The organism is Pseudarthrobacter sp. NCCP-2145, assembly GCF_023708005.1.
Taxonomy (GTDB): Bacteria; Actinomycetota; Actinomycetes; order Actinomycetales; family Micrococcaceae; genus Arthrobacter; species Arthrobacter oxydans.
In genome coordinates, this window is the sequence record NZ_BRCG01000004.1 from 78819 (window position 1) to 92291 (window position 13473).

Below are 13473 nucleotides of genomic sequence, written 5' to 3' on the forward strand. Positions count from 1 at the left end.
CACCCGCCAAGGGGCGGTACTTTTTAAGTGACTATCAATGGTGGCTTTCTACAAGAAGGCAGCCCGGGTGTTGGAACCTGTGTTCTCAGGGTCAGTGCGCGGCTCACCTGATGTTGGATCAAGCTTTCGACAGAGGCCCAGAAGCCTCATGAAGGGGACTCCATGACTGAGACCAACAACGCGGCCACCCTGCTTCACGCAGGGGGCGAGCTCAAGCTCCCGCGCATCCAGGTTATTGAAGGGAACGAAGGCTACGACGTTTCCAAGCTGCTGAAGCAGACGGGCGCAGTCACCTTTGACCCCGGCTTCATGAACACGGCAGCAACCACCTCGGCGATCACCTACATCGACGGCGATGCTGGCATCCTGCGCTACCGCGGGTACCCCATCGAACAGCTGGCCCAGCACTCCAGCTTCCTCGAGGTGTCCTACCTTCTGATCTACGGCAACCTGCCCAGCCCCACGGAGCTGGAGGAGTTCGACCAGAAGATCCGCCGGCACACTCTGCTGCATGAAGAGCTCAAGGGCTTCTTCAGCGGTTTCCCGCGGGACGCGCACCCCATGCCCGTGCTGTCCTCGGCAGTGTCCGCGCTGTCCACGTTCTACCAGGACTCGCTGGACCCGTTCAACGCCGAACAGGTGGAAGTTTCCACCATCCGCCTGATGGCCAAGATGCCGGTGATCGCGGCGTACGCGCACAAGAAGTCCATCGGCCAGCCCATGCTGTACCCGGACAACTCCCACAACCTCGTGGAAAACTTCATGCGCCTGAGCTTCGGCCTGCCGGCTGAGCAGTACGAGGTGGACCCGGTCATTGCCAAGGCGCTGGACCTGCTGCTGATCCTGCACGCGGACCACGAGCAGAACTGTTCAACGTCCACCGTGCGCCTGGTGGGCTCGTCCAACGCCAACCTGTTCGCTTCGGTGTCCGCCGGCATCAACGCGCTCTTCGGTCCCGCCCACGGCGGTGCCAACGAGGCAGTCCTCAAGATGCTCCGCCAGATCCAGGCCGACGGCACGAAGCCCGAGGACTACATGGAGAAGGTCAAGAACAAGGAAGACGGCGTCCGCCTCATGGGCTTCGGGCACCGCGTCTACAAGAACTACGATCCGCGCGCGAAGATCGTCAAGGCCACGGCCCACGAAATCCTCAGCAAGCTCGGCGGCAACGACGAACTGCTGGAGATCGCCCTGCGCCTGGAAGAGAAGGCGCTCAACGATGACTACTTCATCCAGCGCAAGCTCTACCCGAACGTGGACTTCTACACCGGCCTGATCTACAAGGCCATGGGCTTCCCGGAGAAGATGTTCACGGTACTGTTCGCCATCGGCCGCCTCCCCGGCTGGATCGCCCAGTGGCGGGAAATGATCAGCGACCCGAACACCAAGATCGGACGCCCGCGCCAGCTGTACATCGGCGAGCCGGAGCGGGACTACCCGGTCCGCTAACCTCTGGACCAATACCTGCAATGACGACGGCGGCCGCCCACCTTCCAAAGGTGGGCGGCCGCTTTGTTGTTGCAGAGAAGGCTAGTTGCTGTAGCCCTGCGGGTTGTTCTTCTGCCAGCGCCAGTGGTCCTCGCACATCTGGTCCACGGTTTTGGTGGTGGACCAGCTGAGGTCCGCCAGCGCAGAGGTGGCGTCGGCCCAGAAGGCGGGGAGGTCACCCGCGCGGCGGCCGGTGATCTCGTAGGGGATCGGCTGCCCGACTGCCTTTTCGAAGGAGCGGAGCACCTCCAGGACGGAGGAGCCCTTGCCGGAGCCCAGGTTCCAGCGGAAGACGCCGGTGCGGTCCGCAACATAGTTCAGCGCGGCCACGTGGCCTTCGGCGAGGTCCACAACGTGGATGTAGTCCCGCAGGCAGGTGCCGTCCGGGGTGTCGTAGTCCCCGCCGAAAACCATCAGCTTCTCGCGGCGGCCGACGGCCACCTGGGCGATGAAAGGCACAAGGTTGTTCGGGATGCCCTGGGGGTCCTCGCCGATCCGGCCGGACGGATGGGCCCCCACGGGGTTGAAGTAGCGCAGCAGGGCTATGTGCCAGCGGGTGTCCGCGGCGCCCAGGTCAGAGAGGATGTCCTCGATCTGCTCTTTGGTGCGGCCGTAGGGGTTGTTGGCCCCGATTTCCATCTTCTCCACATAGGGGATGGGGTTGTGCTCGCCGTAGACGGTGGCCGAGGAACTGAAGACAATGGACCGGACGTCGTGGCGGTCCATGACCCGGATGAGGTTCAGGGTCCCCACCAGGTTGTTGTGGTAGTACTTGAGCGGCTCCCGGACGGATTCGCCAACGGCCTTCAGCCCGGCAAAGTGGATCACCGCGTCAATGGGGCTGGCGACGAACACACGCTCGACGGCGGCCTCATCCACCAGATCGACGTGGTGGAACTCCGCGGTCCTGCCGCTGAGCTCGGCAACCCGCCGGAGGGATTCCTCGCTGGAGTTGACCAGGTTGTCGATGACCACCACATCATGGCCGGCTTCCTGCAGGGATAAAACAGTGTGGGAACCAATGTAGCCGGTGCCCCCGGTGACCAGAATTTTCATGCCTCTAACGCTATCCCACGGACACCTGCTGCCGCCGCCGCGTTCCGGATGCCGGGCAGTGCCGCGCACGTACCGCTGAGGGGCGACAGGAGGCCGCGGCCACGGCACGGCACGGCGACCGTCCCAAGGGAGCACATCCGTGCTAAATAGGAGGAGTGCCAAAAATCGTAGATGCCGAAGCCCGGCGCCAGGACGTTGTTGAAGCAGTTCTCCGCATCATCGCCGGAGACGGGCTGGAACGGGCCTCCCTCAGGGAAACGGCAGATGAAGCCGGGCTGGCTGTGGGTTCTGTCCGCCACTATTTCGCGGGCAGTGAGGAATTGCTGGCATTCGTCTTTGCCTCGGTGGTGGACCGCATCGTGCGCCGCTTGGAAGCATCCCTGCCTGGCGTGCACGCGGCGGTTCCCGGCACCCCTGAGCACCGCGCGGCGATATTAACCCTCCTGTGCGGACTCCTGCCCCTTGACGGGCCACGGGCGCTTGAGGTGTGTGCCTGGATGGCGTTCCGTAACGCCGCGAGGGTCCGCCCGTTCCTCGCCGCCGAAGCGGACCGGAGCCACCGGGAGGTAGCTGTCATCGTGGGCAGCGTCATCCGTGCCCTGCGGCCGGAGGACCAGCCGACGGAAAGCCTGGTGGTTGAAGCCGAGCGGCTTCTCGCCACCCTGGACGGTCTGTGCATGCACGCCCTGCTGCAGCCCGGATGGATGACCCGGGAAATGTGCGTGGACGTCCTGGAGCAGCACCTCGACGGGATGTGATGACTGCCACTAACGTGGGCATCAGGAGGAATAGACTGGGAGCCGGGGGAGCTACCGGACTACCCTCTTGGCAAGGGCGCGCGACGGAAGGACGTCGGATGTATCAGACAAGCGGAACCAGGTGGCAAATCACCGCGGACACGTCGGGGCCAATGATGATAGCCCTGTTCGTCCGGGATACTGCGGGGCTCGACGGCGCAGGTCACCCCGCGCTGTCCCACGCAGCGCCCAAGGTACGCCGTGCCGATCATTCACACTTGACCGCGGACGTTGGTGGCCTGAGTGCCCTCAAGACAGAGTGGGAGGCATGGTGGGAGCAGCTGCTCAAGGCCCATCCCCAGACGTCTCCCGAGTTGTCGCCGCCGGACTTTGAAGCCTTTGGAAACTCTCCCGCCCTGCAGCGCGTGCTCCAGGCCCACTTCGGTTCCGCCCTTACCTGGGCACGGGAGCGCAGGAGCGAATACGCGGAAATTGAGGCGGAGCGTGCCGCCAGCGGAGCGGACCAGCTTCTTGAGGACATGGTGGACGACAGGCTGATGGAGGTTGGCCGCGATTCCCGTGACTTCAAGCTGACCATCATTGAGCTTCCCCTGAATGAACAGCGGGCCTGGTACCTGGAACCGGACAAGATCATCATGAGCAACCGCCTGATGGCCGAGCCTGAGCTGTTCCGCAGCTACGTCCAGCCGGTGGTCGAAATCCTCGTGTAGGGACCTGCAGTGCTCTTCCAGCAGCCGTTCAGCTGCCGGCCCCTTCCGCCGCCACCGTGATCCGGACCTGTCCGTCCGTGGCCGCCGAAGCCTGCCACCCGTCCCGCGCCTCCCGGTTCCAGCTCCGGCCGGCGACGTCCACCTGCAGGACCTCGAAGCCCTTGGCGTTGGCAACAGCCCATTGCGCCACGGACCAAGCCTGGCTGCCGGCGGCCTCCACCACCAGCGTTTCACCTTCAACGGCCGTCCCCAGCGGCCCGTAGGCCTGGTTGAGTTCCGCGGACAACGCGGCGGTATCCCCGCCCGCGCCGGCCGCCCGCAGGGTGCACCGGACGGCCTCGGGCGTCTGGCCGGTCAGCCCGGAGGCGAAGGTCCGTCCCATTTCCTCGTGCTGGGCATAGGCGGTGGGGTAGGCGGAGCGCTGGACGCGCTGGGCGGCGTCCGTGATCTCCAGTGACTCATAGCCCGGGATCTTGACCAGGGCGTCGTAGAAGGCGTTCGCGGCGTAGTAGGGATCCATGATCTGTGCCTCGGTTCCCCATCCCTGGGAAGGGCGCTGCTGGAACAGTCCGCGCGAATCCGGGCCGGCCTTGTCGCCGTGGTCGATGTTCCGGAGCTTGGACTCCTGCATGGCGGTGGCCAGGGCAATGCTGGCAGCACGCGGGGGAAGCCCGCGCTGCACCGCCACGGCAGTGATCAGTGAAGCGTTGACGGCCTGGTCCGGGGCGAGTTCCGAGGTTCGCTCGCCAATAACGGCCCTGCAGCGCTCCGACACGAGCGTTTCGGAGCGCTGCAGGAAAAACACGGCCGAATAGACGCCGCCTGCCACCAGTGCCAGGGCCAGCACCAGTACTGCGAGGCGGCGCAGTCCGCGTCTTCGTGCCATGGAATGATCAGTTGGCGTGGAGGGCGTCGTTCAGCTCCACGGTCTGTCCCTGGCGGGGGAGGACCTCCACCGCGCCCGTGGTGGAGTTGCGGCGGAACAGCAGGTTGGGCACACCGGACAGTTCGGCTGCCTTGACGATCTTAGTGGTGTCCTCGCCCACCTCGTCCTTGGGCCCGGGCACCCGCACCCGGGTTCCGGCCGTGACGTACAGGCCGGCTTCCACCACGGAATCGTCACCGATGCTGATGCCAACACCGGAGTTTGCCCCCAGCAGCACCCGCTCGCCGATGGTGATCTTTTCCTTGCCGCCGCCGGACAGCGTGCCCATGATGGAGGCGCCGCCGCCCACGTCACTGCCGTCGCCGGTCACGACGCCCGCTGAAATGCGGCCCTCCACCATCGACGTACCCAGGGTTCCGGCGTTGAAGTTCACAAACCCTTCGTGCATCACGGTGGTTCCTTCGGCCAGGTGCGCACCCAGCCGCACCCGGTCGGCGTCGGCAATCCTTACACCGGAAGGCACAACATAGTCCACCATGCGCGGGAACTTATCGATGCCGTAGACGGTGACGGCACCGCGGCGCCGCAGCCGCGCACGGGTGAGCTCAAAGCCTTCCACGGCGGCGGGGCCGAAGTTGGTCCACACAACGTTGGGCAGCTTGCCGAAGATGCCGTCAAGGTTGATGGTGTTGGGCCGGACAAGGCGGTGCGAAAGGAGGTGCAGGCGCAGGTACGCATCGGCGGTATCGGCCGGGGCTTCATCGAGGTGGATCTGGACAAAAACCACCTTCTGCTCGGTCCCGCGGTCCTGGTCCGCCCCATTCTCGGCGATTCTTCTCAGCGACTCGTCCGCGTTCTCGACAGAACGGAGGTTCTCGGCGGCAACACCAAGCGCCGGAGCGGGAAACCAGACATCCAGGACGCTGGCGTCAGCGGTGGAAACGGTGGCCACGCCGAAGCCGTAGGCGGAGCGGTGGTCTGTGGATGCCTGCGAGGTTTCGGGCACGGCAGAAGAAGCAGTCTCAGTCATGGCCCCAGTCTATCGACGGGCGGGGACAGGGTCCGAACTAGACTGGCTTCGTGACTGCCGAAACCACACCCCAGCCTTCCACCCTGCAACTCGACCTTCGCCAGGATGTTGCCCTCCTGACCGCCGCCATCATGGACATCAACAGCGTGTCCGGAAACGAAAAGGAACTTGCGGACGCGGTTGAAGCGTCCCTGCTGGCAGTTCCCCAGCTGAGCGTGCTCCGGGACGGCGATTCAATCATCGCCCGCACCGAGCTGGGCCATCCGGAACGCGTCATCCTGGCCGGGCACCTCGACACGGTGCCGCTGCCTCTGGCCGCGGATGCGAAGGGGACCGTTCCCTCCAGCTGGGAATCGGGTGTTCCGGGGGAGGGGATCCTTTACGGCCGCGGCGCCACGGACATGAAGGGCGGCGTTGCGGTGCAGCTTGCCCTGGCGGCCACCCTGTTCGACGACGGCGCCTCGCCGAAGCGGGACGTCACCTTTGTGTTCTACGACCACGAGGAAGTGGAAGCCGTCAAAAGCGGCCTGGGCCGCCTGGTCCGCAACCACGGCCACCTGCTCCACGGTGACTTCGCCATCCTGCTGGAACCGACGGACGGCACGGTGGAGGGCGGCTGCAACGGCACCAGCAGGTTCGAAGTAACCACTGTGGGGGAGGCAGCCCACTCCGCCCGCGCCTGGATGGGCAGCAACGCCATCCACGCCGCAGCTCCGGTCCTGGCCAGGCTGGCCGGCTACCAACCGCAGACCATCACTGTGGACGGACTCGAGTACCGCGAGAGCCTCAATGCCGTGAAGATCAACGGCGGGACCGCCGGCAACGTGATTCCGGACCGGTGCGTGGTGGAAATCAACTACCGTTTCGCCCCGGACAAAAACCCCGACCAGGCCGAGGCCGTAGTGCGGGAGCTGCTGGAGGGCTTCGAGGTGGTCCGCACCGATGCTGCCGCCGGTGCCAGGCCCGGCCTGCACCACCCGGCCGCCGCCTCCTTCGTCGCCGCAGTCGGCGCCGAGCCCAAGCCAAAATACGGCTGGACCGACGTCGCACGCTTCAGTGAACTTGGCATACCGGCGGTGAACTTCGGGCCGGGTGATGCCCTGCTGGCACACAAGGACAACGAACATGTGCACGCAGACGCCATCCGCACCTGCCTGGCGGCCCTGCGGACGTGGCTGGCAACCTGAACCTAAAAAACGATGGCCCGGACCACAAGGTCCGGGCCATCGTCGTTAAGCGAGAACTATCAGGGAACGGCTGCTTCGGCGGCTTCGGGTTCGGCCTTGGCCACGCCGCCGGCCGCCTTCTTGGACCCGCGACGCTCGATCCATACCGCGATCCTCGAAACGAGGATGTTGATCGCGATGTAGATGGCTGCCGCCACGAAGAAGATCGGGAACAGGAACTGGGTTCCCAGGAAGTCAGCCATCACCTGCACGGCGCGCAGTAGCTCGCCGTACGCCACGATGTAGCCGAGCGAGGTGTCCTTGAGGAGCACCACCATCTGCGCCACCAGGGACGGCATCATGCGCCGGATCGCCTGCGGCAGCTCGATCAGCATGCGCGACTTGAAGCTGGTGAGGCCGATCGCAAGCCCGGCCTCGCGCTGGCCCTTGGGCAGCGACTGGATGCCGGCGCGGATGATCTCTGCAAACACTGCCGAGTTGTACAGCACCAGGCCGGTGACAACAGCAATGAAGGGCGAGGTGCCGAAGCCGAGCAGGACGAACAGCATCATGAGGACTACCGGCATGCCGCGGAGGAACTCCAGCACCACGCGGGTGGGGATCCGGATGAAGGCGGCATCGGAGATGCGGAGCAGGCAGAGCAGCAGGCCCAAGGGGAACGCGATGACAGCCGCGAGGGCTGCCGCGCTGAGGGTTGCGCCCAGGCCGTTGCCCAGGAGCGTCCACACATCGGCCCGGGTGAAGATCTGCCAGCGGCGCCCTTCGAAGATGCCCTGCTGCGCGAACGTCATGATGATCCAGGCCAGCAGGCCCAGGATCAGCAGCGAACCCACGATGGATCCGATCAGGGAGATGCGCCGGGCCTTGGGGCCTGGAACGTCGTAGAGGACTGAGCTCATCGGGCAATCGCCACCTTTCGTTCCACCGTACTGGCCAGGATGCCCAGCGGAACGGTGAGGAGCAGATAGAAGAACGCAACGCCGAGCAGCACGGGGATGACGGCGTCACCGTTGGCGTTTGCCAGCTGGCGGCCGTAACCGAACAGTTCGAGGACAAAGAACGCGCCGGCAACCGAGGAGTTCTTGACCAGGGCGATCAGAATATTGATGAGCGGCGGGACCACCGTCCGCAGGGCCTGGGGCAGGATGATGAGGTTCAGGACCTGCCCGAAGTTCATGCCGATGCTGCGGGCAGCTTCAGCCTGGCCCACCGGGACGCTGTTGACACCTGAGCGGACAGCTTCGGCGATGAACGCTGCGGTGTAGGTACTCAAGGCAATGATGGCGGCGACTTCGAACTGCTCGAATTTGACGCCGAGCCGGGGAAGGACAATAGCCGCGAAGAAGAAGGCGATGGTCAGGGGAGTGTTCCGGAGGACCTCCACGTAGACCGTGCTGAAGCCGCGGAGCGCTGCCACCGGGGAGACCCTGGCTGCCGCGAGCAGTGTGCCGAGTACCAGCGCGATGACGCCGGAAACGGCGGAGAGGAAAAGTGTGCGGAGAAAACCGTTCCAGTACAGGGGAAGGTTTTCAAGAATGACGTCCATAGGATCCTTCGGATGTGGGCGTGGACGGGAGCGGAGAGGCCGGTTGCCGGGGCCACGGAGCAGCCCCGGCAACCACTGAGGTTACTTAGTAACGGTCAATCTCGGGCAGCTCCGGGGCAGTCTTGATGACTGAGCCCGCAGTGGCTTCCCAGGCCTTCTTGTAGGACCCGTCTTCTTCGAAGGATTCCAGCTGGTCGTTGATCCAGTTGCGGAACTCGGTGTCGTCCTTCTTCAGGCCGATGCCGTAGGGCTCCTTGGTGAACGTCTCGTCGGAGGCGAGCTTGAAGGCGTCCGGTTCCTTGTCCACGAAGCCGGCCAGGATCACGTTGTCCGTGGTGACGGCTTCCACCTGCTTGTTGCGCAGCGGCTCAAGGCAGGCCGAGTAGGTTGCGGCCGGAACGAGTTCCGCGCCGTACTGGTCCACGATGGTGGCTGCGGGGGTGGAACCCGTCACGGAGCAGACCTTCTTGCCCTTGACGTCCTCGGGGGTCTTGATGGTGTCGTTGTCCTTGTTGACCATCAGCGCCTGGCCGGCCTCGTAGTACGGGCCCGCGAAGCTGACAACCTGCTTGCGCTTGTCATTGATGGTGTAGGTGGCGATGACCAGGTCAACCTTGCCCTGTTCGATGAACGGCTCGCGGTTGGCAGACACGGTCTCGGACCACTCGATCTTGTCAGCAGGGATGCCCAGCTTCGCGGCGATCAGCTTGCCGATTTCGACATCGAATCCAACCGGCTTGCCGTCGAGGCCCACCTGTCCGAAGAGCGGCTGGTCGTACTTGGTGCCGATCTTGATGGTGCCGGCCGAGGCGAGCTTTTCCATGGTGGTGCCGGCAGCGAACGTGGGCTCTGCAGCAACCGAGGGATCGCCCCCGGCGTCGGTGCCGCCACCGCCGCAGGCGCTCAGGGACAGGGCGAGGGCGGCTGTAGCCGCCACGAAGAATGACTTCCGCCGGGTCATAAATGCCTTCATGACATTCCTTTCATTGAGGCCGTGGGTCACGGCCTGGGTGCGAACTTGGAGTATTGGTTCGGGTGGATCAGTGGGTGAGGAGCTTGGAGAGGAAGTCCTTGGCGCGGTCGCTCTTCGGGTTGGTGAAGAACTCCTCCGGGGTGGCGTCCTCGACGATCTGGCCGTCCGCCATGAAGACGACGCGGTCCGCGGCCTTGCGGGCGAAGCCCATCTCGTGGGTGACCACGATCATGGTCATGCCCTCCTTGGCCAGCTGGATCATGACGTCCAGGACCTCGTTGATCATTTCCGGGTCGAGCGCCGAGGTGGGCTCGTCGAAAAGCATGACCTTGGGCTTCATGGCCAGCGCGCGGGCGATCGCGACGCGCTGCTGCTGGCCGCCGGACAGCTGTGCCGGGAGCTTCGGGGCCTGATGCCCCACGCCAACGCGTTCAAGGAGCGCCATTGCGTCCTTGTCCGCTGTTGCTTTGGGGACGCCCTTGACCTTGATGGGCCCAAGGGTCACGTTTTCGAGGATGGTTTTGTGGGCGAAGAGGTTGAACGACTGGAAGACCATTCCGACGTCGGCACGCAGCTGCGCCAGCTCCTTGCCTTCCTCGGGGAGGACCTTGCCATCGATGCTGATGGTCCCGCCTTCGATGGTTTCCAGGCGGTTGATGGCGCGGCAAAGGGTGGACTTACCGGAGCCCGAAGGCCCGATGACCACAACAACCTCGCCCTTGCGGACCTGGAGGTTGATGTCCTTCAGAACGTGCAGCTGGCCGTAATGCTTGTTTACGGCGTTCAGGGAGACGAGGGCATCGCCGGGCACATGAGTAGTCATAGGAAGAATCTAGCGAACAACACCGGCTTATGACGCTAATCACCCCATGTTCCTGCGGATCGTGATTCAAGAGATACCTCCCGCGGGCAGGTTAGCCTAGGGGAATGAGCATCAGTGCAGATCCGGCAAGAAATTCCCAGCCACGCCGCAAGGGGCCCCTTGAGCTGCGCCGCAAACAGGCGGCCGTGGAGATGTCGGACCAGCATCTGCTCGACACCAAGGGCCCCGGGCAGTTCGTCCACACGGATCCCTGGCGGGTCCTGCGCATCCAGAGCGAGTTCGTGGAAGGGTTCGGTGCCCTGGCGGATATCGGGAAAGCCGTGAGCGTCTTCGGTTCAGCACGCACCAAGCCCGGCAGCCCCTACTACGAGATGGGCGTGGAAGTGGGGCGGAAACTGGCGGAGGCCGGCGTCGCCGTCATCACCGGCGGCGGTCCCGGCTCCATGGAGGCTGCCAACCGCGGCACCGTGGAAGGCAACGGTGTATCCGTGGGCCTGGGGATCGAGCTGCCGTTCGAACAGGGCCTGAACCAGTGGGTGGACCTGGGCATCAACTTCCGGTACTTCTTCGCCCGCAAGACCATGTTCGTCAAGTACGCCCAGGGGTTCATCGTCCTGCCCGGCGGGCTGGGAACACTCGACGAGCTGTTCGAGGCCATGGTGCTGGTCCAGACGCGCAAGGTCACATCGTTCCCGATCGTCCTCCTCGGCGTCGATTTCTGGGGCCCGATGATCGAGTGGATCAGGGGCACGCTGGTTGCCGAAGGCATGGTGTCCGAGAAGGACCTGGACCTGATCCAGGTGGTTGACGATCCCGCCGAAGCCGTGGACCGAGTGCTCCACGGGGCCGTTACGCCCTCCTTCAAGGGAGAGCAGCGGCCGGAGTAGCCGGTCCCGCCCCGGGTGTCCGGACTGGCAGCAGCCGCCCGGTCTGGCACGATGGAACGGTGAGTTTCTTTCTGGTTTTCCTGGCCATCGGGTTGGTCGGGGCGGTGTTCTGGGTCGGCCTCGGGCGGCGTGCCGGCAGGACAGGCAACGGTCCGTTGCCTGTCCTGCTCGACGGCGGCTTCGAGCAGCCGCCTGCCAACCTTCCCCCTGTCCTGCTGCCGGCCCAGGCCGCACCGGAGGATGTGGACCGTGTGCGGTTCTCCCTTGGCCTCCGCGGCTACAGGATGGACCAGGTGGACCAGGTCCTGGATGACTTGCGGGACCAGCTCGCCTCCAAACAGGACGAGATTGACGGCTTGCGGGCTGAGCTGCTGGCCCTGCAGGAAGCCCGCGCCACGGAACCCGGCGGGACCGCGCCGCCTGCAAAGAACACGCCGTGAGTACAGAGGCGCGGCGCCGCGCAGGCCTGCTCCCGTCGCTCCAAGGGCTGGCGGGGCAGGCGGGAACAGCACTCCGGGGCTGGCCGTGGTGGCTTCAGGTCACCGCCATCTACCTGGCCGCCCGCCTTGTCAGCGCCGGAATCTTCATGGCCGCTGCGCTCCACCAGGGCCCCAATCCCTGGTTTCCGGCGAAGCCTGACTACTGGAATTTCATCAACATCTGGGACGCGCGCTGGTACGCCCAGGTGATTGCCGGGGGCTACCCCTCCGTGCTGCCGACTGACGCCGCGGGCAACGTGCAGGAAAACACGTGGGCCTTCTATCCGTTGTTTCCCGCGTTGGCCGGGGGGCTCAGCGGACTCACCGGCATGGCTCCCGCGGCGGCCCTGACGCTCATCGCCATGCTTGCGGGCTGGGGAGCGGCGCTGGTTGTCTACGTTCTGTTCCGGCACAAGGCCTCCCACGCCCCGGCGCTGTGGGGCGTAACGTTCTTCGCCACCTTCCCCGTGGCTGCTGTCCTGCAGGTGCCGTACGCCGAACCGCTGTCCCTGCTGCTCCTCGCGGCAGCGTTGCTGCTGGTGGTCCGCAGGCAGTACCTCTGGGCAATACCCGTGGTGGTGCTCCTGTGCCTGTCCCGGCCGGTAGGTGTTCCCTTTGCGGCCATGCTGGGGCTGCTCCTCCTGCACCGCCTGTGGGCGCGGTTCCGCAACGCGGCCTCCGGCGCCGGGACGCGGGAAGGACCCCATTCCAACCGTGACCTTGCGGCCCTTGCCGTCCTCACCGGCGTCGGAGGCGCGATGGCGCTTGCCTGGCCCGCGGCGGCGTGGGCGGCAACCGGGGACATCCAGGCTTACACAAAAACCGAAACAGTATGGCGCGGCCATGACCTGGTGCCGTTCAAGCCCTGGTTCGACACCGGCATCAACCTTTTCGGGCCGGTGCTGGGAGTGCTGGCGCCCTTCATTTTCGTGGCCCTCTTCGCCGCCATGCTCTTCCTTCCCCCCGTCCGGCAGATCGGCGTCGAACTCCGCCTGTGGTGTGCTTGCTACATGGCGTACCTGGTGGCGTTCCTGCACCCGCAGACCAGTACGTTCCGCATGCTGCTGCCGCTGTTTCCGCTGGCGCTGGCAGCTGCACTGGCCTCCAGGTCGCGTGCTTACCGGGGGACGGTTGTCCTCATGTTCCTGCTGCTGCAGATTGTCTGGATTGTGTGGCTGTGGGCCTGGGCGCAATTGCCCGGCGGCGGGGATTATCCGCCCTAGTCTTTGGGGCCTTCGTGCAGGTCAGGGCTGAAATACCACCACGCGGTAAATGTCCATCGATTAGCTACGTGCGGGTAATTCCGCGATAATAGTAAGTAAGCAAGGACAAAAAGCATTCAGAATACGCGCAGCCCGGGCGGTGTCCAACCACTCCGCCGTGGCAGCTTGATCTACATGCGGACACAGCCCGCCCGGGCTGATCAGTCCTGGGACTAAATGGAGGGGAATTCCTCATGGCGGCTATGAAACCACGCACCGGCGACGGCCCAATGGAAGTCACCAAGGAGGGCCGCAGCCTGATCATGCGCGTCCCGCTCGAAGGCGGCGGGCGACTGGTGGTCGAGCTGAACGCTGCTGAGGCAGCCAACCTCAAGGAATGCCTGGTCGGCGTTACCGAATAATCGTGAAAAGGCAGGGCCCGCAGCAG

At 64.9% G+C, this 13473-nt stretch carries 15 protein-coding genes; 8 read left to right on the forward strand and 7 right to left on the reverse strand.

The features are described 5' to 3' along the window. Positions 1-162: 162 nt before the first annotated feature. Positions 163-1449, forward strand: a complete 1287-nt coding sequence (locus NFU08_RS04655) for a citrate synthase (RefSeq protein ID WP_174176489.1) — start codon at positions 163-165, stop codon at positions 1447-1449. An 81-nt stretch (positions 1450-1530) separates the two neighbouring features. Here NFU08_RS04655 and galE read toward each other — a convergent pair whose 3' ends face one another. Beyond that, positions 1531-2544 (reverse strand): UDP-glucose 4-epimerase GalE, encoded by a 1014-nt coding sequence (gene galE / locus NFU08_RS04660; RefSeq protein ID WP_251421060.1) that lies wholly within the window; start codon positions 2542-2544, stop codon positions 1531-1533. Between the two features lie 155 nt (positions 2545-2699). Between galE and NFU08_RS04665 the strand changes: the two genes are divergently transcribed. Together NFU08_RS04665 and NFU08_RS04670 are read left to right on the forward strand one after the other, a co-directional pair. Continuing rightward, the gene (locus tag NFU08_RS04665) at positions 2700-3302 is read left to right on the forward strand and encodes a TetR/AcrR family transcriptional regulator (RefSeq protein ID WP_251421062.1); all 603 of its coding nucleotides are present in this window, start codon (positions 2700-2702) and stop codon (positions 3300-3302) included. Positions 3303-3400: 98 nt separating this feature from the next. After that, the gene (locus tag NFU08_RS04670; RefSeq protein WP_174176483.1) at positions 3401-4012 is read left to right on the forward strand and encodes a hypothetical protein; all 612 of its coding nucleotides are present in this window, start codon (positions 3401-3403) and stop codon (positions 4010-4012) included. 28 nt (positions 4013-4040) lie between these two features. On the opposite strand, the gene NFU08_RS04675 is transcribed toward NFU08_RS04670, so the two are convergent. Together NFU08_RS04675 and dapD are read right to left on the reverse strand one after the other, a co-directional pair. Continuing rightward, positions 4041-4898 carry a hypothetical protein gene (locus NFU08_RS04675; protein ID WP_251421064.1) on the reverse strand — a complete coding sequence of 286 codons (858 nt, stop codon included), beginning with the start codon at positions 4896-4898 and terminating at the stop codon, positions 4041-4043. A 7-nt stretch (positions 4899-4905) separates the two neighbouring features. Next, positions 4906-5928: a 2,3,4,5-tetrahydropyridine-2,6-dicarboxylate N-succinyltransferase gene (dapD, locus tag NFU08_RS04680; RefSeq protein WP_251421066.1), complete on the reverse strand. Its 1023-nt coding sequence runs from the start codon at positions 5926-5928 to the stop codon at positions 4906-4908. 50 nt (positions 5929-5978) lie between these two features. Between dapD and dapE the strand changes: the two genes are divergently transcribed. Further along, positions 5979-7115: a succinyl-diaminopimelate desuccinylase gene (dapE, locus tag NFU08_RS04685; protein WP_251421068.1), complete on the forward strand. Its 1137-nt coding sequence runs from the start codon at positions 5979-5981 to the stop codon at positions 7113-7115. 59 nt (positions 7116-7174) lie between these two features. On the opposite strand, the gene NFU08_RS04690 is transcribed toward dapE, so the two are convergent. The 4 genes from NFU08_RS04690 to NFU08_RS04705 all read right to left on the reverse strand — a co-directional run bounded on the left by NFU08_RS04690 (position 7175) and on the right by NFU08_RS04705 (position 10457). Next, positions 7175-8014: an amino acid ABC transporter permease gene (locus tag NFU08_RS04690; RefSeq protein ID WP_174176475.1), complete on the reverse strand. Its 840-nt coding sequence runs from the start codon at positions 8012-8014 to the stop codon at positions 7175-7177. Continuing rightward, complete coding sequence (locus NFU08_RS04695) at positions 8011-8661, reverse strand: amino acid ABC transporter permease (protein ID WP_066277535.1); 651 nt, start codon at positions 8659-8661, stop codon at positions 8011-8013. Before NFU08_RS04695 ends, NFU08_RS04690 begins: the two co-directional genes overlap by 4 nt. 85 nt (positions 8662-8746) lie before the next feature. Further along, positions 8747-9634: a glutamate ABC transporter substrate-binding protein gene (locus tag NFU08_RS04700; protein ID WP_174176474.1), complete on the reverse strand. Its 888-nt coding sequence runs from the start codon at positions 9632-9634 to the stop codon at positions 8747-8749. A 67-nt stretch (positions 9635-9701) separates the two neighbouring features. Further along, positions 9702-10457 (reverse strand): amino acid ABC transporter ATP-binding protein, encoded by a 756-nt coding sequence (locus NFU08_RS04705; protein ID WP_174176472.1) that lies wholly within the window; start codon positions 10455-10457, stop codon positions 9702-9704. A 104-nt stretch (positions 10458-10561) separates the two neighbouring features. On the opposite strand from NFU08_RS04705, the gene NFU08_RS04710 reads away from it, so the two are divergent. From NFU08_RS04710 to NFU08_RS04725, 4 genes are all read left to right on the forward strand, one after another. Beyond that, positions 10562-11344 carry a TIGR00730 family Rossman fold protein gene (locus tag NFU08_RS04710; protein ID WP_104185063.1) on the forward strand — a complete coding sequence of 261 codons (783 nt, stop codon included), beginning with the start codon at positions 10562-10564 and terminating at the stop codon, positions 11342-11344. A 59-nt stretch (positions 11345-11403) separates the two neighbouring features. Next, positions 11404-11784 carry a DivIVA domain-containing protein gene (locus NFU08_RS04715; RefSeq protein WP_251421070.1) on the forward strand — a complete coding sequence of 127 codons (381 nt, stop codon included), beginning with the start codon at positions 11404-11406 and terminating at the stop codon, positions 11782-11784. Further along, positions 11781-13046, forward strand: a complete 1266-nt coding sequence (locus NFU08_RS04720; protein WP_397425192.1) for a hypothetical protein — start codon at positions 11781-11783, stop codon at positions 13044-13046. The genes NFU08_RS04715 and NFU08_RS04720 overlap by 4 nt, the downstream gene beginning before the upstream one ends. 233 nt (positions 13047-13279) lie before the next feature. Then, on the forward strand, positions 13280-13447 hold the full coding sequence (locus NFU08_RS04725; RefSeq protein ID WP_009357720.1) for a DUF3117 domain-containing protein: 168 nt from the start codon (positions 13280-13282) through the stop codon (positions 13445-13447). Positions 13448-13473 lie beyond the last annotated feature (26 nt).

Excerpts from the sequence above, each read along its gene's own strand:
- NFU08_RS04705 (WP_174176472.1), bottom strand. The coding sequence starts at position 10,457 with ATGACTACTCATGTGCCCGGCGATGCCCTCGTCTCCCTGAACGCCGTA.
- NFU08_RS04655 (WP_174176489.1), top strand. The coding sequence starts at position 163 with ATGACTGAGACCAACAACGCGGCCACCCTGCTTCACGCAGGGGGCGAG.
- NFU08_RS04690 (WP_174176475.1), bottom strand. The coding sequence starts at position 8,014 with ATGAGCTCAGTCCTCTACGACGTTCCAGGCCCCAAGGCCCGGCGCATC.
- NFU08_RS04700 (WP_174176474.1), bottom strand. The coding sequence starts at position 9,634 with ATGAAGGCATTTATGACCCGGCGGAAGTCATTCTTCGTGGCGGCTACA.
- NFU08_RS04695 (WP_066277535.1), bottom strand. The coding sequence starts at position 8,661 with ATGGACGTCATTCTTGAAAACCTTCCCCTGTACTGGAACGGTTTTCTC.
- NFU08_RS04670 (WP_174176483.1), top strand. The coding sequence starts at position 3,401 with ATGTATCAGACAAGCGGAACCAGGTGGCAAATCACCGCGGACACGTCG.
- NFU08_RS04675 (WP_251421064.1), bottom strand. The coding sequence starts at position 4,898 with ATGGCACGAAGACGCGGACTGCGCCGCCTCGCAGTACTGGTGCTGGCC.
- NFU08_RS04725 (WP_009357720.1), top strand. The coding sequence starts at position 13,280 with ATGGCGGCTATGAAACCACGCACCGGCGACGGCCCAATGGAAGTCACC.
- dapD (WP_251421066.1), bottom strand. The coding sequence starts at position 5,928 with ATGACTGAGACTGCTTCTTCTGCCGTGCCCGAAACCTCGCAGGCATCC.
- galE (WP_251421060.1), bottom strand. The coding sequence starts at position 2,544 with ATGAAAATTCTGGTCACCGGGGGCACCGGCTACATTGGTTCCCACACT.
- NFU08_RS04710 (WP_104185063.1), top strand. The coding sequence starts at position 10,562 with ATGAGCATCAGTGCAGATCCGGCAAGAAATTCCCAGCCACGCCGCAAG.